Below are 24,250 nucleotides of genomic sequence, written 5' to 3' on the forward strand. Positions count from 1 at the left end.
GGTCTTCTTGGGCGGCGCAGGAAGAACATTACCCGATCGCGGACAGCGCTCCAAAACGGGTATCGCCGCGCAGCAGGCCGGGAAGCTGGCCGAGATCGGTGATCCGTACCAGCTCGGGGCGCCCGCCGATCCCGCCCCGGTCCAGCCAGACCCCGGCGAGTCCCGCGGCCACCGCCCCGCCGGCGTCGGTGTCCGGCTCGTTGCCCACGTACGCCACCTCCCCGGGGTCCAGCGCCAGCGCGTCGCAGGCGGCGTGGAAGGCGGCGGCGTCGGGCTTCGCGACCCCCAGCTCGGCCGCGCACAGCACCGCTTCGAAGTGGTCCCGTACCCCCAGGACGCGCAGCTTGCGGTCCTGGTTGCGGATGCTGGAATTCGACAGGACGGCCTGCCGGTAGTCGGCGGCGAGCCCGTCCAGCACGGCGAGGCTGTCGGGAAACAGCGACCAGGCGGACTCGAAGTGAACGATGTACCGCTCGAACCAGGCGTCCGCCTCCGCGTCGCTCAGTTCGGCCCCGAGGAACATCCGCACGCGGTCGCGCCGCTGCCCCTGGAAGTCGGTCTCCCCCGCGGCGAACCGGTCCCAGTTCAGATCGGTGATCTCCCGCCAACGCCCGAGGGCCCGGTCGACCGTGGGAAATCGGTCGGCCAGGCCCTCGGCGGCGAGATGACCCCGCATGCCGGCGCGGTCCGCGCTGGTGTAGTCGAAGAGAGTGTCGTCGATGTCCCAGAGGACGGCCCGAATCGCCATGACACGACGGTACCCCGCTACGCCCCCACGGCTGGGGGTTCGGGGGTCATCCCCCGATGTACGCAGCGTCGAAGAGGGTGTCGTCGATGTCCCACAGCACGGCGCGTATCCGCATAACACCGACGGTACCCCGCGACGGTTCTCAGGACGTCAGCTTCGCCAGGGCCGCGTCGATCCGGGACAGGGTGCGCTCGCGGCCCAGGATCTCCAGGGACTCGAAGAGCGGCAGGCCCACCGTGCGGCCCGTGACCGCGACGCGGACCGGGGCCTGGGCCTTGCCCAGCTTGAGGCCGTGCTCCTCGCCGGCCGCGAGCACCGCGTTCTTGAGCGCTTCGGCGTTCCACTCCGCCTCGGCGATCTTCGTACGGGCCGTGGCCAGCAGCGCGTCGGCGCCCGGCTTCATCGCCTTCGTCCAGGACGCCTCGTCCTCCACGGGCGCGTCGAGGAAGAGGAAGTCGACATTGGCGGTGATGTCCGAGAGCACCGTGACCCGGGTCTGGGCCAGCGGGGCCAGCGCCTCGAAGGCCGTGGCGTCGAAGGACTCCGGCGCCCAGGGCGCGTGCGGGGCCTTCAGCCAGGGGCCGCACGCCTCGATGAACGTCTTCACATCCAGCTGCCGGATGTGGTCGGCGTTGATCGCCTCGGCCTTCTTCAGGTCGAAGCGGGCCGGATTGGCGTTGACGTCCGCGATGTCGAACGCGGCGACCATCTCCTCCATCGAGAAGATGTCGCGGTCCGCGGCGAGCGACCAGCCCAGCAGCGAGAGGTAGTTGAGCAGTCCCTCGGGCAGGAAGCCGCGCTCGCGGTAGAGGTTGAGGGACGCCTGCGGATCGCGCTTGGAGAGCTTCTTGTTGCCCTCGCCCATGACGTACGGGAGGTGTCCGAACGCCGGGATCTCCTTCGCGATGCCCAGCTCGATCAGCGCTTTGTAGAGCGCGACCTGGCGCGGGGTGGAGGAGAGCAGGTCCTCGCCGCGCAGTACGTGGGTGATCTCCATCAGCGCGTCGTCGACCGGGTTGACGAGCGTGTAGAGCGGGGCGCCGTTGGCGCGCACGATGCCGTAGTCCGGGACGTTCTCCGGGGTGAAGGTCAGCTCGCCGCGGACCAGGTCCGTGAAGGTGATCGGCTCGTCGGGCATCCGGAAGCGGACGATGGAGGTCCGGCCCTCGGCCTCGTACGCCGCCTTCTGCTCCGCGGTCAGATCGCGGCACTGGCCGTCGTACCCCGAGGGCCGGCCGGCCGCGCGGGCCGCCTCGCGGCGCGCGTCCAGCTCCTCGGTGGTGCAGTAGCAGTGGTACGCGTGGCCCGCGGCGAGCAGCTTCTCGGCGGCGTCGCGGTAGAGGTCCATCCGCTGCGACTGGCGGTACGGTGCGTGCGGCCCGCCGATCTCGGGGCCCTCGTCCCAGTCGAGCCCCAGCCAGCGCATCGAGTCGAGCAGCTGCGCGTACGACTCCTCGGAGTCGCGCGCCGCGTCGGTGTCCTCGATACGGAAGACCATGGTGCCGCCGCTGTGCCGGGCGAACGCCCAGTTGAACAGGGCGGTGCGGACCAGTCCCACATGGGGGTTGCCGGTCGGCGAGGGACAGAAACGTACACGGACGGGTCCGTTAGCCACGCTTGATCACCTTGTTGGTGAGAGTGCCGATGCCTTCGATGGTGACGGCGACCTCGTCGCCGACGCTGAGGGGGCCGACCCCGGCGGGGGTGCCCGTGAGGATGACGTCGCCCGGGAGCAGCGTCATGGCCTCGGTGATGTGGACGATCACGTCCTCGATGGAGCGGATCATCTCGCTCGTCCGGCCCAGTTGGCGTTGCTCGCCGTTGACCGTGCACTGGAGGGTGAGGTCGGAGGGGTCGAGGTCGGTCTCCACCCAGGGGCCGAGCGGGCACGAGGTGTCGAAGCCCTTGGCGCGGGACCACTGGTTCTCGCTGCGCTGGGTGTCTCGGGCCGTGACGTCGTTGGCGCAGGTGTAGCCGAAGATGACGTCCTTCACGCGCTCGCGCGGGACCTCGCGGCACATCCGGCCGATGACGACGGCGAGTTCGGCCTCGTAGTGGACCTCCTGCGAGAAGGAGGGGTACTCGATGGCGTCGCCGGTGCCGATCAGCGCGGTGGTCGGCTTGAGGAAGACGACGGGGACTTCCGGTACGGCGTTGCCCAGTTCGGCCGCGTGATCGGCGTAGTTGCGGCCGATGCCGAGGATCTTGTTGCCGATCACGGGCGGCAGGAGGCGGACCTTGCTCAGCGGGACCTTGGTGCCGGAGAGCTCGAAGTCGGCGTACGGAATGCCCTTGATGATGTCGAGGACGAGGCCGGCGGGGTCGCCGCTGCCGTCGCCCTCGACCGCGCCGAAGGCGACATTGCCGTCGATGGAGAATCTGGCGATGCGCACGGGATGCTGTCGCCCCTCACTCTTGCTCGCTGGTCTGGAGACTGACGCTCCAGGCTAGCGCGGCGGCACGCGGTGCCGCCCTCGCGCGGGACGGAGCGGCCGTCCCGGCGAGGGAAGGGCGGAAGCGGATCACCCGGATTCGGGGCCGGCGGGAACCTACGGGGCGACGGGCGCGTCCATGAGGGTCGTACGGCGGGGGTTGGCGGTGCGGTTCGGCAGCTCGACAGAGTGCTCCGGGTGCTCCACGGGGACCAGTTCCTCGGCGTCCTTCAGATGCGCCAGCGTGGTGCGCCGGGGGTTGGCGGTGGTGCGGAAGATCGTCGTCGTCTTCATCTCTGCTGTCAGACCCTGTCGGTGTACGGGCGCCGGGGCGCCGCTTGTCGGATATGCCATCCCTGTAAAGCGTCAGGCTAAACACCCAATTCCCCGGCGGAGCGGGCATCGATCGGCGATCACCGTGTGAGTTTGCTCACGACTCGCCGGGCATTTCTCACATTACGGACGGGGCCCGACAGTCAAGGAAACGGACAATGCGCTACTGAACGTTACATTCCGCTCCTGATCATGAGGACTGGGACACCCCCCACCCGTAAGTGGCTCGTCAATAAAAGTCCCTTTCCTCCGCGAACCCTTTCTACGGCTTGTGATGCGCCGCTCACACCGTGTCATTCAGGTCACACGGCTGCCGCCTGCCCTTGTTGGAGATCCTGCACTGTGCTGGAATTCCCCCCACCGCCGCGGGTTTCAAGTACCGGCGCGCAGGGGCGCAACGCAGCGCCGAGTGGCGGTGGGGAAGGGGAGCAAGCGCCGGTCACTCACGACCACCATGGGGAGCGCTCAGCGCCCCACGACGCCGACACCGTCCCGCCGTTCGCGGGGGGACGCCTGGTCCAGAGGTTGCGACGCTAGTGCAGGGACGTTTCAAGAGGGATAGCAGCGCTGCGGCGGAGCAGGAGTCCCGTGGCGGAACCGACCGCGGCTCCTCGCCCCAGCACACCCAGAACCCGGGCCCGGCACCGTCGGGCGAGACCGGCGGCCGTGCGGGACGCCCCGGGGCGGCTCCTGGTGGCGCCGGGTCCCCGGCCACGCCCCAGTCAGCGCCCAAGGCAGCGGCGCCGACTGACGCCGGGTCACGAATAGCGCTGCGCAACTGGCGCATCAGCACGCGCCTGGTGGCGCTGCTCACCCTCCCCGTGGTCGCGGCCACCACCCTGGGTGGACTCCGGATCAACGAGTCGATGAATGACATGCAGCAGCTGGAGCACATGCAGCTGCTCACCAAGATGACCAAGGAGGCGACCAGCCTGGCCGCCGCGCTCCAGCTGGAGCGTGACGAGTCGGCGGGTCCGCTCAACAACGGTGTCAATCCGAAGGACTTCAAGGTCCAGGACCGCCGTACGTCGACCGACCGCGCGAAGAGGGCGTTCCTCGACGCCACGGTCGACATCGGCAATACCGACGGCGACCAGGCGCTGGAGAGCATCCGCTCGAACGTCAACCAGATCGCCACCCAGGTCAACAAGATCAGCGAAATCCGCAAGGGCGCCTACACCTCGGACGCGGACTCGCTGACGGTCGACGCGTACAGCGGACTGATCGACTCGCTGCTCAGCCTCTCGCAGGACATGGCGCAGGCGACCAGCAACCCGGACATGATCAAGCGGACCCGTGCGCTGGCCGCGTTCTCGTCCGCCAAGGAGTACGCGTCGATCCAGCGGGCGATCATCGCCGCCGCGCTGCCGGCCGACCCGAAGACCAAGGGCAAGCTCACCGAGAACGACCGCCTCTACGGTCTGGCCGCTGCCACCAAGGAGAAGAACGCCCTCACCTCCTTCAGCCGGCTGTACGAGTCGATGGGCGGCAACGCCGAGGAGCTGATGGCTCCGCTCAACGGCCAGGGCAACCCGGAGATCCAGGCGTCCGAGAAGTACGCGGACCGCGTCCTCGCCACCACCGACGGGCTCCAGACGCAGCCCAACCGCTCGTATCTGGACTGGACCGACCAGGCGTCTACGCGGATCGACGCGATGAAGACCATCGAGGCCACGCTGCTGGGCGAGATGGAGGGCAAGGCCCGCGAGCTGCGCACCAGTTCGCAGCAGGACGCGATCATCAACGCCGCCGTGATCCTGCTCGTGCTCGGGGTCTCGCTGGTCGGCGCCTTCGTGGTGGCCCGCTCCATGATCCGCTCGCTGCGCCGGCTCCAGGACACCGCGACGCGGGTCGCCCAGGACCGGCTGCCCGAGCTGGTCAAGCAGCTCTCGGACTCGGACCCGCAGGATGTCGACACCTCGGTCGAGTCGGTCGGTGTGCACTCCAAGGACGAGATCGGAAAGGTCGCCGCGGCCTTCGACGACGTGCACCGCGAGGCGGTCAGGCTCGCGGCCGAGCAGGCCCTCCTGCGAGGCAACGTCAACGCGATGTTCACCAACCTCTCGCGCCGCAGCCAGGGCCTCATCCAGCGCCAGCTGTCCCTCATCTCCGAGCTGGAGTCCCGCGAGGCCGACCCGGACCAGCTCTCCTCGCTCTTCAAGCTCGACCACCTCGCGACCCGTATGCGCCGTAACGGTGAGAACCTCCTCGTCCTCGCGGGCGAGGAGCCGGGCCGCCGCTGGACCCGTCCCGTCCCGCTGGTCGACGTGCTCCGTGCCGCCGCCTCCGAGGTGGAGCAGTACGAGCGCATCGAACTCGCCTCGGTGCCCACGACCGAGGTCGCGGGCCGGGTCGTCAACGACCTCGTTCACCTCCTCGCCGAGCTGCTGGAGAACGCCACGTCGTTCTCCAGCCCGCAGACGAAGGTCCGGGTCACCGGTCACGCGCTGCCCGACGGGCGGGTGCTCGTCGAGATCCACGACACCGGTATCGGCCTCTCGCCCGAGGACCTCGCGGCGATCAACGAGCGGCTCGCCTCGCCGCCCACCGTGGATGTCTCGGTCTCGCGCCGCATGGGTCTGTTCGTGGTCGGCCGGCTCTCGCTGCGACACGGCATCCGGATCCAGCTGCGCCCCTCCGACTCGGGCGGTACGACCGCGCTGGTCATGCTGCCCGTCGATGTCGCCCACGGCGGCAAGAAGGGCCCGGTGGGCCGGCCGGGCGCGGGCGTCGGTCCCGGCGGCCAGAACGGCGCGGGCCAGGCTCCCGCCGGTACGGGCGGCCAGTTGACCGGTGCTCCCGGTACGGCCGGTGGCGGCCGCCCCGGTGTCAGTGCCGGAAGTGCGGGAACGGGCGGCGGTCTGCTCGGCTCGGGTGCGCCGCGCGGTCAGGTGGGCGCCGGTACGGGCCCGCGCGCCGCGCTGCCGTCCCGCGACGGCACACAGGGCGGAGCGCCGGGCGGCTCCCAGGGCGGTGGATCGCGCGATCCGCAGCGTCAGGGTTCCGGTCAGCCCAGTGTCTTCAGCCAGAACGCCTTCGGTGCGCCGCCCCAGAGCGGGCCCGGCCAGGGCGGTCAGGGCCAGGGGCAGGGCCGTACGGACCGTCCCGGCGCGCAGAGCGGACCGAACAGCAGGCAGGACCAGGGTGTCCGGGCCGGCCAGGGCGGTCAGAACGGCTTCAGCGGCCACGCCCAGAACGCCTTCCAGCAGGGCCAGCAGGGCGGCGCCCCCGACCGCGGCCGGCAGCTTCCGCCGCCCGGCGGACCGCGCGCCGAACTGCCCGGCGGCAACCCGCAGCCCCAGCGCCCGCAGACGACGAGCTGGGGCAGCGAGCAGCCGGCCGTCCCGCCGCGTCCCTCGCTGGACGCCCCGCGCGGTCACGAGGAGCACGAGTCCACCGGCCAGTTCACCGGGCCGACGGCCGAGCAGCAGGGCCCCGGTTCCACGTCGGAGTTCGAGCGCCCGGACTTCAACGGGCCCCGGCCCGACCAGAGTCCGGCGCAGCGCGGTGGCCCGCAGGACGTGGCGTCCACGGCCGCGTTCCCCCGTCCGGACTTCAACGCACCGGCTCCGGCGGGCTACGGCTCCGGCGAGTACGGCGTCCCGCAGGGCCAGAACGCGCAGTCCGACTTCCGGCCGCCGGCGGAGTACCCGACGTCGGAGTACAGCGGCCAGCAGGCCTTCAACGCCCCGCGGCCCCCGGCGCCGGCTCCGGCTCCCGGTTCCGAGGGCGGCTACCGCCCGCCGGGCCTGCCGCCGCAGCCGCAGCCCGAGGCGCTGCCCCCGGCCGGTCCCGGCGATGGCCGTACCCCGCTGTACGACACCCTGGAGACCAACTGGTTCCATGGCTCGCAGCAGGGCGGCGGCCAGCAGTCGCAGGACCGCGGTCCGGCCGCGCAGTCTCCCGTACCGCCCGCGCAGCAGCGCGAGCCGATGCCGCGGCGCGAGCCCGCCAACGGTTCGGGGCCGGGCGGTCAGGGCACCAACGGCTCCGGTTTCCAGCCGTCCGGTACGAGCGGTTCCGGTTTCGGCGGCTCGGGGACGAACGGCTCCGGCACCAACGGCGTCGGCGTCACTTCCTCCTGGCGTACGTCGCCCAACGACGAGCTGGTACGCCAGGCCGAGCGGGTCAAAAAGCCCCAGGCCGGCGGCATCACCACCTCCGGTCTGCCCCGCCGGGTCCCGCGCGCCAATCTGGTGCCGGGGACCGCGCAGGAACAGAACAACCAGGCCGGTCCGCAGGTCTCGCGTGCGCCGGCTGACGTACGCGGCCGGCTGACCAATCTCCGTCGGGGTATCCAGCAGGGTCGTCAGGCGGGCAACACCGGCCCGACGAACAGCGGCTTCAACCTCGGCACCTCTCACCAGCAGGAGCGTTAGTTGAGTCCGATGAGTCAGGCTGCGCAGAATCTGAACTGGTTGATCACCAACTTCGTGGACAACACCCCTGGGGTGTCCCACACGGTCGTGGTCTCCGCCGACGGACTTCTGCTGGCCATGTCCGAGGGCTTCCCCCGCGACCGCGCCGATCAGCTCGCGGCCGTGGCGTCCGGTCTGACCTCGCTCACCGCGGGGGCTTCCCGGATCTTCGAAGGCGGCCCGGTCAACCAGACCGTGGTGGAGATGGAGCGCGGCTTCCTCTTCCTCATGTCCGTCTCCGACGGTTCCTCCCTGGCCGTGCTCGCGCACCCCGAGTGCGACATCGGTCTGGTGGGGTACGAGATGGCCCTCCTGGTCGATCGCGCCGGTACGGTCCTCACCCCGGACCTGCGCGCCGAGCTCCAGGGAAGTCTGTTGCACTGAGGCTCCCGAGGACTGCCCCCAGTACCATCACCGTCAGGCCGCCCAACCGGCCCCCCACCGGCCAAGTCAGACGGCACGCAGACATCCTGCTGTCACGCCCGGAGGATTCATGACCCCGCCACCCGCCTCTCACGATCCGTACGGCGCCTCGGTCGACGCGTCGTACGGTCCTGAAGGCGATCAGCCGCTGGTACGTCCGTACGCCATGACCGGCGGCCGGACCAGGCCGCGGTACCAGCTCGCCATCGAGGCGCTGGTCAGTACGACAGCAGACCCGGCGCATCTCGCCACCCTGCTCCCCGAGCACCAGCGGATCTGCCACCTGTGCCGTGAGGTCAAGTCGGTGGCCGAGGTCTCGGCGCTGCTGACGATGCCGCTGGGCGTCGCGCGCATTCTCGTGGCCGACCTGGCGGAAGCGGGCATGGTGGCGATCCACCAGCCGGGTAACGGAGAGGCCGGCGGCACGCCGGATGTGACACTGCTCGAAAGGGTGCTCAGTGGACTTCGCAAGCTCTAGCGGCGGAGCGGCACGGTCGACCACCAGCGCGAAGATCGTGGTGGCGGGCGGCTTCGGCGTGGGCAAGACCACGTTCGTCGGCGCCGTCTCGGAGATCAACCCGCTGCGTACCGAAGCCGCTTCGACGGACACCAGCCCTACACCCCCGACGAAGTACGCGAAGCACTCCAGATCGGCCCCGACACCCCCATCATCACCACCGACGCCCGCCACCGCGCCGACGCCAAAAGCGGACTCATCACCCTCGTCGAACACGCCCTCATGGCCCGACTCCGGCCCGCCTCCGTGTTCATAACATTTCGACAGAGAATTCACGGCCCCCGGACACCCGACGCACTCATCCGGTGCCGCTGCGCTCACATCAGCCCCGCCTTTTGACGGGGCTCGTTCTTTATGCCCGTTTTATGTGAGGCTTGTACCACTCGGAATGGCTGATTCCTGCTGTTTGGAATGGGACCCTTCCCCGTGCTGGAATTCGACAACTCCCGAGTAGTACGGCCCTGAACAGAACACGGCACAAACGTAGGTGCCGACGCCGAGAGGTTGTTGGTCGAGTGAGGCGAAGCAAGACGAGCTCCGCGGAGCAGCAGGCGCGGGGCAACTTCACCCCGCCGCCGCGCGCAGCGGTGCCGCCTGCGGTCGCGACCGGCTCTCCGCCGGTGACGGGCAGCTCCAGCCGGTTCTCGCCGCGCAACTGGCGCGTCACCACCCGGCTGAACGCCATTCTGCTCGTCCCCGTACTGGTCGGCCTCGTGATGGGCGGCTTCCAGGTCAAGGGGTCCATCGACACCTGGCAGGAGGCGCAGGACGCCGAGAAGACGGCGCTCGTCGTACGGGCCGCCTCGGAGTACGGCCAGGCGCTGCTCAATGAGCGCGACCTGACCGCGCAGCCGCTGCTGACCAACAAGCGCGACGCCCAGAGCGTCGTCCGGGCCCGCGCGGCCACGGACACGGCGAAGAAGAAGTTCGACGTGGCGGTGCGGGACATGCCCGCGAAGCAGGGCCTGGAACGCCGTCTCAGCCTGTTCCGCGGTGAAGAGCCCAAGCTGGAGAACATCCGCAAGACCGCGTACACCGCGGGCGTCGAGACCCCGGACAAGAACGGCGACAACGGCGGTCCCGTGGCGACCGAGGAGGGCTATGTGCTGGTGCAGCACTCCCTCATGGAGTTCGCCAACGAGCTGGGGCTCGGCACCGGCAACATCACCAGCTACGGCCGTACCGTCTACGCGATCCAGCTCGCCAAGGCCGCCGAGTCGCTCCAGCGCTCCATCGGGATACATCTGCTGGTCAGGCCGAGCCAGAAGGACGACGTCAGGAACGGCCAGTCGATCGCGTTCTCCTCGTACGCGTACCTGGAGGACATCGCCGTCGGCGAGTACGTCTCCGGCGGCACCGCCGAGGACACCGTCAAGCTCCAGGAAGTGATGAAGGAGCAGGCGGCGGCCGGGGCGAGGAAGCTCGCCACCGCGCAGCAGCAGGCCATGGCCGCCGGCCAGGACTTCAAGGCGCCGCCGAGCAAGGACGGTTCGGTCCTGGACGGCATGGTCGCGGCCATCGCCACCGGGGACAGCCCCGAGCAGCTCGCCGCGCGCGGGGTCACGCCGGAGACCTGGATGGCCGCCTCCACCGCCAAGTTCGACGGCTATGCGGTGATCGAGAAGGATCTTGTCGACAAGGCCGTCACCGAAGCCGCGCAGATCTCGGACAACGCCAGGAACGACGCCATCATCAACGGCGCCATCGTGGTCATCGCGCTGCTGGCCGCGTTCATCCTGGCGGGCATGATGGCCCGGCAGATGAGCCGCTCGATGCAGTCGCTGCGTACGGCCGCGTTCGGGATCGCCGAGCAGCGGCTGCCGATGCTGGTCGACCAGCTCTCCCGGGCCGAGCCCGGCCGGGTCGACACCCGGGTCCAGCCCATCCCGATCGATTCGCGCGACGAGATCGGCGAGGTCGCCCGCGCCTTCGACCAGGTCCACCGCGAGGCGGTCAGGCTCGCAGCCGAGCAGGCCATGCTCCGCGGCAACGTCAACGCGATCTTCACGAACCTCTCGCGCCGCAACCAGTCGCTGATCGAGGGCCAGTTGTCCCTGATCTCCGATCTGGAGAACAACGAGGGCGACCCGGACCAGCTGGAGAACCTCTTCAAGCTGGACCATCTGGCGACCCGGATGCGGCGCAACGGCGAGAACCTGCTCGTCCTCGCGGGCGAGGAACCGGGCCGCCGCTGGAACCAGCCGGTGCCGCTGGTGGACGTGCTCCGCGCCGCCTCCTCCGAGGTGGAGTCGTACGAGCGCATCGAGCTGTCCGGCGTACCCGAGACCGAGATCCACGGCCAGTCCGTGACCGACCTCGTGCATCTGCTGGCGGAGTTGCTGGAGAACGCCACCACGTTCTCCTCGCCGCAGACCAAGGTGCGGGTCACCGCGACCCGGCTGCCCGACGGCCGTGTGATGATCGAGATCCACGACAAGGGCATCGGCCTGACCGCCGAGGACTTCGCGGACATCAACCACAAGCTGGCCAACCCGCCGACCGTGGACGCCGCCGTCTCCCAGCGCATGGGGCTCTTCGTGGTCGGCCGGCTCGCCGACCGGCACGGTATCCGCGTGCAGTTGCGCCCCTCGGGCGAGCAGGCGGGGACGACCTCGCTGGTCATGCTTCCCGACGCGATCACCCACGGTGGCGGTGGCGGCGGCGAACCGGCCGCGGCCGACGACTTCACCGTCTCGCAGATCATCCCCGACCAGCCGGCGGCGCCGCTGGAGGAGCAGGCCTTCCCGACCGCTCCGATGCTGACCGCCGCCGAACTGGGCTTCGACGACTCCCGCTACGACGAGCAGCAGCCCGCGGGCGACTCCCCGCGCACGCTGGACCCCGTCAACCGCACACTGCGGCGCGAGGAGCGGCGGGCCGCGCTGGGCGGCGCCCAGGACGCCCCGCAGCCGCTCTTCAGCGACCAGGTCGACGGCCAGTACCGCGAGGAGGTCGACGGCCAGTACGCGCCTCAGCAGGCGTCGTACGACCCCGGCTACGCGGCGCGGCCGGAGGAGAGCGGGACGGCGTATCAGAACGGCGGTTACGAGGACTACCGCGCGCCCGGCGCGTACCAGGGGCAGCAGGCTTATACGGAGGTGTCGTACCAGCCTCCGCAGAGCTCCGAGGGAACATATGAGAACGCCTTCGGCGCCCAGCCCCACCAGGAAGAGTGGCCCGCTCAGAGCGGCTACCAGGGTGCGTACGAACCCGAGTCGCGGACCGAAGCGGAATCTGCCGGGGGCACTCCCGACACGGCCCGGGAACGCGTAGGCTTCGACCGTCCCGGCCCTTCTCCGAGCGCGAGCCACGCGCTGACGGACGCGGGCCTGCCGCGCCGGGGGAGCAGCCAGCAACCGCAGGAGTGGCAGCCCACCGGTCAGGACGAAGGACAGACCAGCCAGAACGGCCAGACCGGCCAGGCGGTGCAGACCCCGCTGCTCGGCGGGGGCGGTGGCCAGGGCAACGCGCTGAGCAACGGGCACGGCGATGGCAACAGCGCCGTCAGCGGTGGCGGGAGCGGCGACGGCAGCGGCAGCAGCGGCGGCCGGAGCGAGGCGGCCGACTCCGAGGACTGGCGTTCCACGAACGACGACCGCTGGCAGCGGGCCGAGAAACTGCGCGAGCCCAAAGCCGGCGGAGTCACCTCGTCCGGGCTCCCCCGCCGCGTACCCAAGGCCAACCTGGTCGAGGGAGCGGCGGAGCAGACCCCGCAGGGCGGTACCCAGGTTTCCCGCGCCCCGGAGGACATTCGTGGCAGGTTGAGCAACCTGCGACGCGGTGTCCAGCGGGGACGCAACGCGGGAGCGGACACGAACGGACCGGGCTACGGCTCGGGCAGTACCTACAACCAGGAGCGTTAGTGTGAGCCCGATGAGCCAGGCGGCGCAGAATCTGAACTGGTTGATCACCAACTTTGTGGACAACACCCCTGGGGTGTCCCACACCGTGGTGGTCTCCGCCGACGGACTCCTGCTGGCCATGTCCGAAGGTTTCCCCCGCGACCGCGCCGATCAGCTCGCGGCCGTGGCGTCCGGTCTGACCTCGCTCACCGCGGGGGCTTCCCGGATCTTCGAGGGGGGCGCCGTCAACCAGACCGTGGTCGAGATGGAGCGCGGCTTCCTCTTCCTGATGTCCATCTCGGACGGTTCCTCACTGGCCGTCCTCGCCCACCCGGAGGCCGATATCGGCCTGGTGGGCTACGAGATGGCCCTGCTGGTCGACCGCGCGGGCACGGTCCTCACCCCGGACCTCCGCGCCGAGCTCCAGGGAAGTCTGCTCAACTGACAGACAGTGCGCTGCCCGCCGCCGCACCATTAAGGTTCGGTGGCGCGGATTCCACAGGTCCGTCAACATAGGGCCCGGCGACCGGCAGTCGGAGGAGGAAACGTGGCTACACCCCCAGGCGGACATCCTTATGACGATGGCGCGCGGTCCCCGGGTGAGCATGCCCGGAACCGCTTCAACTTTCCCTCCACGCCGAGCAGTCAGGTCGGCCAGGGGAGCCAGGACGGTACGCGCCCACCACAGCGCGCACCACGGCAGCAGCCCCATCCCCCACCGCGGCAGCGGCAACCACAACAACCGCAACAACCGTACGAGCAGCCGCAGCGGCCCCGCATCCAGCCGGTGCAGCCGCGGCACTCGCCCGAGCCCGAACCCATGGGCACGCACAACCCGTTGGTGCGCCCATACGCCATGACCGGCGGCCGGACCCGGCCGCGATACCAGCTCGCCATCGAGGCGCTGGTCAGTACGACGGCCGATCCGTCCCAGCTGCACGGGCAGTTGCCCGAGCATCAGCGGATCTGCCGGCTGTGTTTCGAGATCAAATCGGTCGCCGAGATTTCGGCGCTCCTCTCCATCCCCCTCGGCGTGGCCCGGATCCTCGTAGCCGACCTGGCGGAGGCGGGACTTGTCGCCATCCATCAGCCCGGCGGCGACGAGGCCGTCGGGGGCCAGCCAGACGTGACACTGCTCGAAAGGGTGCTCAGTGGACTTCGCAAGCTCTAGCGGCGGTGCAGCCCGCTCAACCACCAGCGCGAAGATCGTGGTGGCGGGCGGCTTCGGCGTGGGCAAGACCACGTTCGTCGGCGCCGTCTCGGAGATCAACCCGCTGCGTACCGAAGCCCTTCGGCCGCATCACCCTCGACCAAGACCTCATCCTCTACCTCTTCGGCACCCCCGGACAGGACCGCTTCTGGTTCATGTGGGACGACCTCGTGCCAAAAGCGGACTCATCACCCTCGTCGAACACGCCCTCATGGCCCGACTCCGGTAACCGTGGCACTCATACGAAGGCCCCCGCACTCGTAAGGAGTGCGGGGGCCTTCGTCGTGCCGGGTGCTAGGGCGTGTGCTCAGCCCTGCCAGCTGTGCGGGGCGCGGAAGCCGGGAGTGCGCTCCAGCCGGCGCCAGCCGGCGGTGGAGCGGCCCCGGTGGGCGGGGGCCTCGGGCTGTGCGGCGGCACGGGCCATCAGCACCGCCGTGATGGCGGCCAGCTCCTCGGGGCCGGCCTGGCCCTTTTCGACGCGCAGCAGTGATTCGTTCGTGTGATCGCTCATGGAGTCGTGTCTCCGTCTTCTCGGCGGGAGGGCGCGGGCCGCAGGTCTACTGCGGGGGGTTGCCGTGCTTGCGGGACGGCAGGTCGGCGTGCTTGGTGCGAAGCATCGCGAGCGCGCTCGCGAGCACCTCACGGGTCTCCGCGGGGTCGATGACGTCGTCGACCAGTCCGCGCTCCGCCGCGTAGTAGGGATGCATCAGCTCGGCCTTGTACTCCTTGACCATGCGGGCTCGCATGGCCTCGGAGTCCTCGGCCTCGGCGATCTGCTTGCGGAAGATGACATTGGCGGCACCTTCGGCGCCCATCACCGCGATCTCGTTGGTCGGCCAGGCGTAAGTGAGGTCGGCTCCGATGGACTGGGAGTCCATCACGATGTAGGCCCCGCCATACGCCTTGCGCAGGATCAGGGAGATCCTCGGCACGGTGGCGTTGCAGTAGGCGTACAGGAGCTTGGCACCGTGCCGGATGATCCCGCCATGCTCCTGGTCGACGCCCGGCAGGAAGCCAGGGACATCCAGCAGCGTGACGATGGGGATATTGAAAGCGTCGCACATCTGGACAAAGCGCGCAGCTTTCTCCGATGCCTCGATGTCCAGAACCCCGGCGAGCGACTGCGGCTGGTTGGCGACGATGCCGATGACCTGACCGTCGAGTCGCGCCAGGGCGCAGATGATGTTACGGGCCCAGCGCTCGTGGATCTCCAGGAAGTCGCCCTCGTCGACGAGTTCCTCGATGACCTTGTGCATGTCGTACGGGCGGTTGCCGTCCGCGGGCACCAGATCGAGCAGCACGTCGGAGCGGCGGTCCGCCGGGTCCTCGGAGACGATCGTGGGCGGGTTCTCGCGGTTGTTCTGCGGAAGCATCGACAGGAGGTAGCGCACCTCGGCGATGCAGGTCTCCTCGTCGTCGTACGCGAAGTGCGCGACGCCCGAGGTCTCGGCGTGCACATCGGCGCCGCCGAGGCCGTTCTGGGTGATCTCCTCGCCGGTGACGGCCTTGACCACATCGGGGCCCGTGATGAACATCTGCGAGGTCTCACGGACCATGAAGACGAAGTCGGTGAGCGCCGGGCTGTAGGCGGCGCCGCCCGCGCACGGCCCGAGCATCACGCTGATCTGCGGGATGACCCCGGAGGCGCGGGTGTTGCGCTGGAAGATCCCGCCGTAGCCGGCGAGCGCGGAGACGCCCTCCTGGATCCGGGCGCCCGCGCCGTCGTTCAGCGAGACCAGGGGCGCGCCGGCCGAGATGGCCATGTCCATGATCTTGTGGATCTTGGTGGCGTGGGCCTCGCCCAGGGCGCCGCCGAAGATCCGGAAGTCGTGCGCGTACACGAAGACGGTACGGCCCTCGACCGTGCCCCAGCCGGTGATGACACCGTCGGTGTACGGCTTCTTGGCCTCCAGGCCGAAGCCGCTGGCGCGGTGCCTGCGCAGCTGCTCGACCTCCTTGAACGACCCCTCGTCGAGCAGCAGCTCGATGCGCTCGCGGGCGGTCAGCTTGCCCTTCGCGCGCTGGGCCTCGGTCGCGCGGTCGCTGGGCCCTCGGCGGGCCTGCTCGCGCAGGGCGTGCAATTCGGCCACACGGCCCCGGGCGTCTGCGGGCTCGCCCGGCGTCTCGTCCACTACGGTCATGTCCCAACCCTACGAAGAGCACCAAGGAATCGCGCCGTCGACTCCACACAGTCTCGTGGCGGTATTCCTGGTGGGCCTGGACAGAACCCGGCCCGATGCGGGGTTCCTGAACAGGAAGGTACCCCCGGCTCTTGTGGGATTCCCCTAGATGTCAGCGCACGGCAAACTCACAGCGATGGCTCGCGCCCGCAGTTCCCGGGGTGATCCTCAGCCGTACGGTACGGCCCGCCGCGAGGACCTCGACGGCCGGGTCCCGGCCGGTGACCCGCCGTACCGGCCGGTCCCAGACGATCTCCAGCGGCTCCCCCGTGCGGGTGGGCGCGCTCGCGACGAGCACCGCCGTACGGCCGCGCACCACGACGAGCACGCTCGCCGGGGCGGACGCGGTGAGTGGCCCCGCGCTCCCCGGCTGCCAGAAGTTCGCGGCGGTACAGCCGAGTGAGCGGATCTCGACCGCCTGGAGGGCCGCCGTATTGGCGAGGATCCCGAGCCAGTGGCGGTCGGCGGCGCGGCCCGCCACGGTACGCCGCGAGGCGCCGGGCAGCAGCAGATAGGTGTACGAGGCGTCGACCGGATCGGTGCCGTGGTCCAGCCAGAGAGTCCGGTAGCGGCGGGTACGCCGTTCGGTGGAACTGGTGGTGTTGATATCGCTCCAGGCGCCGGTGCGCGCCTCCGCGAGGGTGCGTACGCCGGCGCCGCCGGGGAAGACCCAGCCGCCATGGCCTTCCAGATGGGCCCAGCGGGGGCGCGGCCCGTCGTCGAGCGTGAACGCGTCGGCGCCGTTCTCGCCCAGATTGCGGTTGTCCACGACCGTCTCGGCCGGCACGCCGTCCGTGGCACTGATCCCCGCGCCCAGACAGACGACGGCGTCGGCCGCGAAGAACCAGGACTTGCGGGCTTCGAGGGTGGAGCCGAGGCCCTTGAGATGCTGGCCGACGGCGGCGAACTCCCCGTCGGTGGCGCCGCCGACCCACCGTACGTCCGGTTTGGGGGCGCCCCACTCGCCGCCGGCCCGGTCCGCGAGCCGCTTGGTGGAGACCGTCGTGCCCGGCAGCCGGTACGGGTCGACAGTGGGCCAGAACCAGTCGGTGTACTGGTCATTGCCCCGGTCGGCGCCCCACCAGTAGAGCATTCCTGCGCCGGTGTGCCAGCCGCGCGGATTCTCGCCGTTGCCGCACTCGTAGTGCGTGATCCGGTCCGAGGCCATGGAGAGCGCGGCGGCCCAGCCGGGCCGCCGGTGCACGGCGCGGTCCATCGCGGTGAAGAGCGTGTGGCCGACCGGCTCGGGGGCGGCGGGGACGGCCGAGGCGGAGACGGCGTGCAGCCGGGCGAGATCGGCGACGTCGAACTGGCGGGCGGTGAGGATCGGTGAGACGGTGTCCCGCTCGATCCACCCCTTGACCAGGGCGGTCCAGCGGTCCCGCTCGGCCGGGGCGGCGCCGCCGGCGAGCAGCGGGATGGCCGCGATCAGCCCCTGGCCATGGAAGTGATCGCTCCGCATCACCCCCTGGTCGTCGCTCGTGAGGTGACCGCGGCTGATGGCCCGGCCGTTGACGCCGTCCATCATCAGCCCGTTGTAGATCAGCGGGGCGTAGGCGCGTTCCACGCTGTCGAGGATGATCTGCCGCCGAGGATCGGTGACGGCCCAGGCGGAGCCGGCGAGCAGGGTGAACAGCCGGCCGAGGCCGTCCAGCATGACCTGCCCGTACGTACCGGAGTAGGCGACCCAGGTGTGCTGGACGAAGGAGCCGTCGGCGTAGAGGCCGTCGCCCTTCGTGACGTACGGGAAGACGGGCGAGAGGGCGTCGCGGGCGAGGGCGAGCTTGGCGGGGGCCCGGCCGAGCACCCCGCGCAGGGCGACGGAGCGGCAGAGGTCGACCCGGTTGGCGCCGGTACTGGTGCCGGAGTAGTCGGCGAGCAGCGCGTCGGGGATGAAGTGGTCGACGGCGGCGCAGGCCGCGGCCCGCTGCTCCTCGGTGAGGTGGTCGTACAGGACGGCCACGAGATCCATGAGCAGCCGGGGGGAGCCGATCTGCCACTCCCACCAGTTGCCGTACGGAGTGGTCGCGGGGCGGTAGACGGTGGCGGAGAGATGGCCGAGGCCGCGGACGACCTCGGCGAGGAGCGCCGCGTCGCCGGTGAGGCCCGTGCCCGGCTGGGTGTGAGCCTGAGCCATGGTCCACAGCCTGCTGTAGCTCTGGGTGATTCCGGACGGCGGATCGAAGGGACGGTCCGGCCAGAGGGAGGCGGCGGCCGGGGCCATCGACTGCCGGAAACGCGCGGCGAGTTCACCGGTCCGCGCCAGCCGGGAGGCGTACGGCTCGACGGCCGGGTCGTAGCCGGTGCCGAGCTGGAGATCCACCCAGCGCCGCCGCAGCTCCTCGAACTCGTCGGCGGCGGCGCGCTGTCCGGCGGCGGCCGGGCGGGAGAGCGGCAGGGGGAGCGAGAGGGCGCCCGCTCCGGTGACGGTCAGAAAGGCACGACGGGACCAGGCGGACAGCGACACAGAAACCTCCGCGATCGGAAGTGGTGTAGACCGGCTGCCCGTTGGTCTAGCACCGCCTCGTGCCGCTTTCAACGGTACGGACACCCGCGGACTCGGCCCGGCACCGCCCAACAGCGGCCCGTGTCCGCCATGTTGTGAAGACCACAAACTTTTGAGAGCGCTCTCAGGCTCAACTCTTGACGCGTTCCCCACGCGTCGCAAGAGTGGGTGCCCACGCAGGCGCGGGCCCCCACATACCGCGCGTTCCCCTGCGTTCCCCCACATTCCAGGAGATCATTCGTGATATCCCGCCGACTGTTCCTCACCGGTACGGCCGCAGCCGCGACAGCACTCACCTACCCCGCCTGGGGAAGCGCCCTCAGCCCCCACGCGTCGGCCGCCCCGGAGACCTGTGAGCTCGCCCTCCAGAACAAGTCGCTGCCGGGCGCGGTCAACGCGTATGTCACCGGCCACGACCAGGCCACCAACAGCTGGGTACTGCTGCGCGCCGACGGCAGCGTCTACCGGCCGGAGTCGCCCGGGGCGCCCCAGACCCCGCTGCCGGTCGACTGCGCGATCCCGCTGAACCCGGCCGGCGGCGCGCCGGTCGTCCTGACGCTGCCCCGGATGTTCGGCGCCCGCGTCTACTTCGTACGCGACGACAAGCTGGACTTCTTCCTCAACCCGGGCCCCGCCCTGGTCGAGCCGGCCTTCGCGACCTCGGCCGACCCCAACTACGGCCGTACCTGGTCGTTCTGCGAGTTCACCTTCAACCAGGACCAGCTGTTCTCCAACATCAGCTATGTCGACCTGGTGACGGCCCTGCCCATCGGCATCACGCTGGAGGGCGATGCCACCCATACGGTCGCCCCGCTGCCCGAAGGCGCGCTGGAGCGGATCGCGGACGGGCTCACCGCCCAGGCGGGCGTGGACGGACACCCCTGGGACCAGCTGGTCCTGCGCGGCGGGGACGGGCGGGTCCTGCGGGTCATCTCGCCGCAGAACCTGGCCGGCCAGACGCCGTTCGCGCATGTCTTCGACAGCTATGTCGACCAGGTCTGGGAGAAGTACCGCTCCACGGATCTGCGGATCGATCTCCAGGGCGGCCGGGGCGTGTTCACCGGCCGGGTCAGCGGCGACACGCTCACCTTCAACGGAGGACACACCTTCGCCAAGCCGACCTCGATGGACATCTTCACCTGCAACAGCGGCCCGTTCGCCAACAACCCCGCCGACCCGGACGACAAGAAGGGCCTGCTCGCCCGGCTCGGGGCCGCCTTCAACCGCTCGACGGTGCTCAGCCACGCGGACCAGCCGAACGGCGCCACGGCGGCGGACTACTACAAGGACCCGGTCACCAACCACTTCGCCCGGGTGGTGCACGCCAACACCCCGATCGGCTACGCCTTCCCGTACGACGACGTGCAGCCGGACGGCCAGCCGGATGTCTCGGGCGCGGCGCACGACGGCAATCCGCGCCGCTGGACGGTGTCGGTCGGTTCCTGACCGGTACGCACACAGGACGGTGCCCCGCCCTCCCATGACCGGGAAGGCGGGGCACCGTCCTGCTTACGTTGGACCGCCAACGGCCTCAGCAGCCGCCGCAGTTGTAGAACGTCACGTCCCAGTGGTTGCCCTCGTCGGCGTAGACGTTGCCGGCGCCGGACTGCCACTGCGGAGCGCCGTCACCGCGCACCCCGATGTACGTGAAGGTGTTCTTGACGTAGTTGGTGACGCAGGTGGCCTTGCCGAAGTCGAGCTTGTAGCCGTTCCAGTGCGAGTACGTGCCGCTCGCGTGGCCGGTCTCCGTACCACCGGTGATGTTGAGGGCACAGCCGCTGGCGCTCCTCAAGGTCTGCGCGCCCTTGGCCGTGTCCAGGTTGAGCTGGTCGAACGACGTACAGGTCGGGTTGTTGCGGTCGGAGCAGCCGCCGGACGAGGACCACGTGATCCCGGACGACCGGAACATCGAGGTGGCGGTGGCGTGGGTGATCTTGGTGGCGGCCTGGGCGTCGGTGGCCGTGCTCAGGACACCGAAGCCGGGGGCGAAGAGCGCGCCGAGCACGAGGGCGAGCGCGCTGATGACCGAGCGGATTCTCATTGGGGGGATTCCCTCTCCTGCTGAAGACCGTGGGGCCGATTGGTGCCGATGGGCGATGGGGCCAATGGGGCGGTGGGGCAGGTGGAACAGGGAGATCGTGCCCGATGTCTACGCGCGTCCGCCAGAGGGCGTCGGATTCATTCGGGCTCGATCGGGTGACATTGTTGAAATCCGAACCAGGTAGGTCTAAGGTGATGGTCGTTGAAGGTTAAACCATCACCTCGCGCACCACTTCCTCAGGAGCAACCATGGGACTCTTCGGCCGCAAGAACGACTCGGCTCAGACCGCGACCTCCGCCGGCACCGCCACCGCCACGGTGGCCCCGGCGCTCGCCGCGCTGACCGGCGAATACACCATCGACCCGGCGCACAGCACGATCAGCTTCACCGTCCGGCACGCGATGGTCACCAACGTCCGGGGCACGTTCACCGAGCACGAGGGTTCGCTGAGCCTGGACGGTACGAACCCGGCGGGCTCCTCGGCGTCGATCGAGGTCTCCATCGCCAGTGTCGACACCGGGATCGCCGACCGCGACGGTCATCTGCGCAGCGCCGACTTCTTCGACGCCGAGACCTTCCCGAAGATGTCCTTCCACTCCACCTCGGTCGAGCAGCTGGACGCGGAGACCTACCGCCTCACCGGTGATCTCTCCATCAAGGACGTCACCCGGCCGCTCACCATCGACCTGGAGTTCAACGGCTCGGCCACCGATGTGTACGGCAACGAGCGCGTCGGATTCGAGGGCAGCGCCACGATCCTGCGCTCCGACTGGGGCCTGACCTGGAACGCCGCGCTGGAGACGGGCGGCGTGATGGTCAGCGACAAGGTCAAGCTGAACTTCGACATCTCCGCGATCAAGAAGGCCTAGGAATTTTCGTCACGAGAGACCCTAGAACCCGCCGCCCCCGTCGAACCCGCCGCCTCCGCCGAAGTCCCCTCCCCCGCCGAAGCCTCCGCCGCCGAAGTCGCCCGGGTCGAAGTCCGAGCCCGAGTAGTCGCCGCCGCTGAAGCCGGACGGGTCACCGCCGCCGAAGTCCGCGGCGTAGGCGGGGGTCGACATCATCGAACCGAGCATCGTGCCCACCAGCAGCCCCGGCAGCAGCCCGCCGCCGAAGTAGCCGCCGGCCCAGGGTCCGTACGCCGGTCCGGCCTCCCAGTAGGGGCGGGGACCGTGCTCGGTCTGGACCGTACGGGTCTGCGGGTCCGTGCCGTCCGCCAGCCGGGCGGCGTCGGCCGCGCAGACCGGGACCGTACGCCGGGCACCGGCGGGCGGGGCCCACTCCGCGTTGGTCGTCGAAGGGCCGTGCCGCGGGTCGAAGAAGCACGGCGAACGGCGCTCCGGCAACGGGGCGCCCGTGCGGCGCGCGCCCAGTGTGGCGAGCGCGAACCGGCCGTCCTCCAGCGCCTCGGTCACCCCCCGTACGTCCTCGGGCCGTTGCGCCGCGCCCATCAGGGACTTGGCCTTCTCGTACGAGTCCAGGGAACGTTCGTAGTCCGTGCGCATCGCGTCATCGGCGCCGGGCTCGCCGGGGTGGAAGTCCAGCCGGTCCAGTTCCTCGCCGAACGCGGTGATGTCCTCGTCCACGACGACCCGCAGCTTCTCCAGCGCCTCACGGGCGCGCTCGTCGCGCTTGCGCCGGTTCACGCGCGCCACGGCGTACGCGCCCGCGCCGCCCACCACGACCACGGAGCCGAGCACGATCAGCCCGGTGGACGAGCTGCCGACGCCACCCGATCCCGACCCCGTGTCCCAGGAGGCCGGGGCCTGTCCGCGGGCCTGCGGAAGGGCCTGGTCGACGAAGTTGTTCAGCTCGGTCGCGGCGTCGACCGGACCGCCCGCCTTCACCGCGTCCGTGAGATTACGGACGGCCTGGCCGGGCATCACCGCGGCGTCGGCGCCCGCGTTGAACCGGTCACCGAGACGGATGGCGTACAGCCCCGTCACGCCGGTCTCGGCCCGTACGGTCCTCAGCACGGACGAGGCGGGGAACTCGGCGGTGGCCGGCAGGACCGCCACGAAGACAGGTTTGTCCGCGTCCTTGATCTTCTTCGCCAGGGCCCCGGCCTCGGACGCCGAGAGCTGCCCCGCGGCCCGCGGGTCCACATAGACCGGACTCTTCTTGAGGCCCTCGGCCACCGCCTGGGGGCCGGTGGCCGCCGGCGCGTCGGTGGCCGCCCGCGCGCCCGGCGCCACCAGGAAGGCCGTGGCGAGGAAGGCGAGAAGCAGCCCGGACAGTAGGGAAATCAGCCTCGTCCTCATACACATTGACGCTACCCGAAGTACGGCCAAACCGGACGGGCGAGGACGGCGGGAAACGGGAGCGAGGGCCAACGAGGGCTTACGGCGCCGACTCGCGGACGATGATCTCGGTGGGCAGGACGACCGGCTCGTCGGAACCGGACGACGTCCCGGCGAGATGTCCGAGCAGCAGCCGCGCCGCCGTCTCGCCCATCTGCTGGGTGGGCTGGCGGACGGTGGTCAGCGGTGGCTCCGTGTGCCGGGCCAGCGGAACGTTGTCGAATCCGACCACCGCGACATCGTCGGGGACCTTGCGCCCCGCCGCCCGCAGGGCCCGCAGCGCGCCGGCCGCGCTGAGGTCGTTGTGCGCGAACACGGAGTCGAAACGGACCCTGTTGTTCAGGAGTTTCTCCACCGCGAGCCGCCCCGACAGTTCGGTGAAGTCCCCCACCATGACGAGATCGGTGGGCAGGACCTCACGGAAGCCCTTGAGCCGGTCGCGTACGCAGCCGAAGTGCGCGGGCCCGGTGATCACCAGCGGTCTGCTCCGTCCGCCGGCCAGCAGATGCCGGGCCGCGGCGGCGCCGCCCTCGTGGTTGGTGGTCACCACGGACGGAAAGCCCTCCGGGCGGCTGCCCCGGTCGTCGATCAGTACGACGGGCAGCCCCTTGCGGTGCAGTCCGATGATGGTGTCGAGGGTGTTCTCCGGCTCCACGACGAGCAGTCCGTCGAAGGCGCGGGCCGAGACCTGCGTGACGAAGTGCTCCACCGATTCGGGGCCGCGGTTGCAGGTGAAGAGCAGCAGGCCGTAGCCGGCCGCCTCGACGGTGTCCACGACCCCCTGGAGGACCTCGCCCATCCATGGCCAGCTCAGCGCGGGCACCAGCATGCCGATCGTATGACTGCTGCCCCGGGCCAGTCCGACCGCGCCCGAGCTGGGTACGTACCCGAGCCGGGTGATCACGGCCCGGACCCGGGCGGCCGTGCCCCGGTCGACTTCACCTTTGGTATTGATCACCCGCGACACGGTCGTCTTGCTGACGCCGGCCTCACGGGCCACATCGGCGATGGTGACACGCATCGTGGCCTCCCCGAAGAGGTGGGGAACCAGTCACGCCCCCACAGGCCGGTACCGGTCCCGGAACCGGTACCGGTGCTCGGCGGTGAGTTAACCGGCGCGCCGGACCGCCGTCAACACTTCACGCCGAGATTGGTCCGCACCTCTGTTACGTACCTGGCCGGCCCCAGGTCAGGGGCGACGCGGGGGTGTTGTGCGTTCAGTTTCTGAATACGCGACCTCTTGACGGGAGTTCGTAACGGCAGTTCACTCACGCCGCACGGCTTCACCCCCCACAGCACT

Annotated in this window: 18 protein-coding genes and 2 pseudogenes; 10 read left to right on the plus strand and 10 right to left on the minus strand. The window is 70.1% G+C overall.

Annotation, left to right across the window (positions count from 1 at the left end; translation table 11 throughout):
* Nucleotides 1-28: 28 nt before the first annotated feature.
* The 4 genes from IF11_RS0113480 to IF11_RS40860 all read right to left on the minus strand — a co-directional run bounded on the left by IF11_RS0113480 (nucleotide 29) and on the right by IF11_RS40860 (nucleotide 3,534).
* Nucleotides 29-748 (minus strand): HAD family hydrolase, encoded by a 720-nt coding sequence (locus IF11_RS0113480; RefSeq protein ID WP_030351790.1) that lies wholly within the window; start codon nucleotides 746-748, stop codon nucleotides 29-31.
* Nucleotides 749-890: 142 nt separating this feature from the next.
* Entirely contained in the window at nucleotides 891-2,363 is a 1,473-nt protein-coding gene (gene gltX, locus IF11_RS0113485; protein ID WP_030351791.1) for a glutamate--tRNA ligase, read from the minus strand.
* Entirely contained in the window at nucleotides 2,356-3,141 is a 786-nt protein-coding gene (locus IF11_RS0113490; protein WP_030351792.1) for a fumarylacetoacetate hydrolase family protein, read from the minus strand. Before IF11_RS0113490 ends, gltX begins: the two co-directional genes overlap by 8 nt.
* Nucleotides 3,142-3,297: 156 nt before the next feature.
* Nucleotides 3,298-3,534 (minus strand): hypothetical protein, encoded by a 237-nt coding sequence (locus tag IF11_RS40860; RefSeq protein WP_133243254.1) that lies wholly within the window; start codon nucleotides 3,532-3,534, stop codon nucleotides 3,298-3,300.
* A 515-nt stretch (nucleotides 3,535-4,049) separates the two neighbouring features.
* On the opposite strand from IF11_RS40860, the gene IF11_RS0113500 reads away from it, so the two are divergent.
* The 8 genes and pseudogenes from IF11_RS0113500 to IF11_RS38855 form a co-directional block, all read left to right on the plus strand.
* A complete protein-coding gene (locus IF11_RS0113500) occupies nucleotides 4,050-7,892 on the plus strand; it encodes a nitrate- and nitrite sensing domain-containing protein (RefSeq protein WP_030351793.1) in 3,843 nt (1,280 codons plus the stop codon).
* 9 nt (nucleotides 7,893-7,901) lie between these two features.
* A complete protein-coding gene (locus IF11_RS0113505) occupies nucleotides 7,902-8,315 on the plus strand; it encodes a roadblock/LC7 domain-containing protein (RefSeq protein WP_030351794.1) in 414 nt (137 codons plus the stop codon).
* Nucleotides 8,316-8,424: 109 nt separating this feature from the next.
* Nucleotides 8,425-8,832, plus strand: a complete 408-nt coding sequence (locus IF11_RS0113510) for a DUF742 domain-containing protein (protein WP_030351795.1) — start codon at nucleotides 8,425-8,427, stop codon at nucleotides 8,830-8,832.
* Nucleotides 8,813-9,108: pseudogene (locus IF11_RS38850) on the plus strand (hypothetical protein); the annotation flags it as partial. The gene IF11_RS0113510 and the pseudogene IF11_RS38850, both read left to right, overlap by 20 nt.
* A gap of 278 nt (nucleotides 9,109-9,386) precedes the next feature.
* A complete protein-coding gene (locus tag IF11_RS0113515) occupies nucleotides 9,387-12,734 on the plus strand; it encodes a sensor histidine kinase (protein WP_030351796.1) in 3,348 nt (1,115 codons plus the stop codon).
* A gap of 10 nt (nucleotides 12,735-12,744) precedes the next feature.
* A complete protein-coding gene (locus IF11_RS0113520; RefSeq protein WP_010984131.1) occupies nucleotides 12,745-13,158 on the plus strand; it encodes a roadblock/LC7 domain-containing protein in 414 nt (137 codons plus the stop codon).
* Between the two features lie 102 nt (nucleotides 13,159-13,260).
* The gene (locus tag IF11_RS38225) at nucleotides 13,261-13,884 is read left to right on the plus strand and encodes a DUF742 domain-containing protein (RefSeq protein ID WP_030351797.1); all 624 of its coding nucleotides are present in this window, start codon (nucleotides 13,261-13,263) and stop codon (nucleotides 13,882-13,884) included.
* Nucleotides 13,865-14,096 (plus strand): annotated as a pseudogene (locus IF11_RS38855) (GTP-binding protein); the annotation flags it as partial. The gene IF11_RS38225 and the pseudogene IF11_RS38855, both read left to right, overlap by 20 nt.
* Nucleotides 14,097-14,230: 134 nt before the next feature.
* Here IF11_RS38855 and IF11_RS0113530 read toward each other — a convergent pair.
* The 3 genes from IF11_RS0113530 to IF11_RS0113540 form a co-directional block, all read right to left on the minus strand.
* The gene (locus tag IF11_RS0113530) at nucleotides 14,231-14,434 is read right to left on the minus strand and encodes an acyl-CoA carboxylase subunit epsilon (protein ID WP_030351798.1); all 204 of its coding nucleotides are present in this window, start codon (nucleotides 14,432-14,434) and stop codon (nucleotides 14,231-14,233) included.
* Nucleotides 14,435-14,480: 46 nt separating this feature from the next.
* Nucleotides 14,481-16,064: an acyl-CoA carboxylase subunit beta gene (locus tag IF11_RS0113535; RefSeq protein WP_030351799.1), complete on the minus strand. Its 1,584-nt coding sequence runs from the start codon at nucleotides 16,062-16,064 to the stop codon at nucleotides 14,481-14,483.
* Between the two features lie 151 nt (nucleotides 16,065-16,215).
* Nucleotides 16,216-18,564 (minus strand): polysaccharide lyase 8 family protein, encoded by a 2,349-nt coding sequence (locus IF11_RS0113540; RefSeq protein WP_030351800.1) that lies wholly within the window; start codon nucleotides 18,562-18,564, stop codon nucleotides 16,216-16,218.
* Between the two features lie 285 nt (nucleotides 18,565-18,849).
* On the opposite strand from IF11_RS0113540, the gene IF11_RS0113545 reads away from it, so the two are divergent.
* Nucleotides 18,850-20,055 carry a glycoside hydrolase family 64 protein gene (locus IF11_RS0113545; protein WP_030351801.1) on the plus strand — a complete coding sequence of 402 codons (1,206 nt, stop codon included), beginning with the start codon at nucleotides 18,850-18,852 and terminating at the stop codon, nucleotides 20,053-20,055.
* Nucleotides 20,056-20,140: 85 nt separating this feature from the next.
* On the opposite strand, the gene IF11_RS0113550 is transcribed toward IF11_RS0113545, so the two are convergent.
* The gene (locus IF11_RS0113550; protein WP_030351802.1) at nucleotides 20,141-20,650 is read right to left on the minus strand and encodes a hypothetical protein; all 510 of its coding nucleotides are present in this window, start codon (nucleotides 20,648-20,650) and stop codon (nucleotides 20,141-20,143) included.
* A gap of 248 nt (nucleotides 20,651-20,898) precedes the next feature.
* Between IF11_RS0113550 and IF11_RS0113555 the strand changes: the two genes are divergently transcribed.
* Nucleotides 20,899-21,519 (plus strand): YceI family protein, encoded by a 621-nt coding sequence (locus IF11_RS0113555; RefSeq protein WP_030351803.1) that lies wholly within the window; start codon nucleotides 20,899-20,901, stop codon nucleotides 21,517-21,519.
* Between the two features lie 21 nt (nucleotides 21,520-21,540).
* Here the strand turns inward: IF11_RS0113555 and IF11_RS0113560 are convergent, their stop codons facing one another.
* Together IF11_RS0113560 and IF11_RS0113565 are read right to left on the minus strand one after the other, a co-directional pair.
* The gene (locus IF11_RS0113560) at nucleotides 21,541-22,911 is read right to left on the minus strand and encodes a hypothetical protein (protein ID WP_030351804.1); all 1,371 of its coding nucleotides are present in this window, start codon (nucleotides 22,909-22,911) and stop codon (nucleotides 21,541-21,543) included.
* A 79-nt stretch (nucleotides 22,912-22,990) separates the two neighbouring features.
* Nucleotides 22,991-23,971, minus strand: coding sequence for a LacI family DNA-binding transcriptional regulator (locus tag IF11_RS0113565; RefSeq protein WP_030351805.1), 981 nt, complete (start codon nucleotides 23,969-23,971; stop codon nucleotides 22,991-22,993).
* Nucleotides 23,972-24,250 lie beyond the last annotated feature (279 nt).

Origin of the sequence: Streptomyces scopuliridis RB72 (assembly GCF_000718095.1) — a bacterium.
Taxonomy (GTDB): Bacteria; Actinomycetota; Actinomycetes; order Streptomycetales; family Streptomycetaceae; genus Streptomyces; species Streptomyces scopuliridis.

Bases quoted from the DNA above. Each gene is read 5' to 3' on its own strand.
- IF11_RS0113480 (WP_030351790.1), bottom strand. From the start codon at position 748: ATGGCGATTCGGGCCGTCCTCTGGGACATCGACGACACTCTCTTCGAC.
- IF11_RS40860 (WP_133243254.1), bottom strand. From the start codon at position 3,534: ATGGCATATCCGACAAGCGGCGCCCCGGCGCCCGTACACCGACAGGGT.
- IF11_RS0113505 (WP_030351794.1), top strand. From the start codon at position 7,902: ATGAGTCAGGCTGCGCAGAATCTGAACTGGTTGATCACCAACTTCGTG.
- IF11_RS0113510 (WP_030351795.1), top strand. From the start codon at position 8,425: ATGACCCCGCCACCCGCCTCTCACGATCCGTACGGCGCCTCGGTCGAC.
- IF11_RS0113520 (WP_010984131.1), top strand. From the start codon at position 12,745: ATGAGCCAGGCGGCGCAGAATCTGAACTGGTTGATCACCAACTTTGTG.
- IF11_RS0113530 (WP_030351798.1), bottom strand. From the start codon at position 14,434: ATGAGCGATCACACGAACGAATCACTGCTGCGCGTCGAAAAGGGCCAG.
- IF11_RS0113535 (WP_030351799.1), bottom strand. From the start codon at position 16,064: ATGACCGTAGTGGACGAGACGCCGGGCGAGCCCGCAGACGCCCGGGGC.
- IF11_RS0113550 (WP_030351802.1), bottom strand. From the start codon at position 20,650: ATGAGAATCCGCTCGGTCATCAGCGCGCTCGCCCTCGTGCTCGGCGCG.
- IF11_RS0113555 (WP_030351803.1), top strand. From the start codon at position 20,899: ATGGGACTCTTCGGCCGCAAGAACGACTCGGCTCAGACCGCGACCTCC.
- IF11_RS0113560 (WP_030351804.1), bottom strand. From the start codon at position 22,911: ATGAGGACGAGGCTGATTTCCCTACTGTCCGGGCTGCTTCTCGCCTTC.
- IF11_RS0113565 (WP_030351805.1), bottom strand. From the start codon at position 23,971: ATGCGTGTCACCATCGCCGATGTGGCCCGTGAGGCCGGCGTCAGCAAG.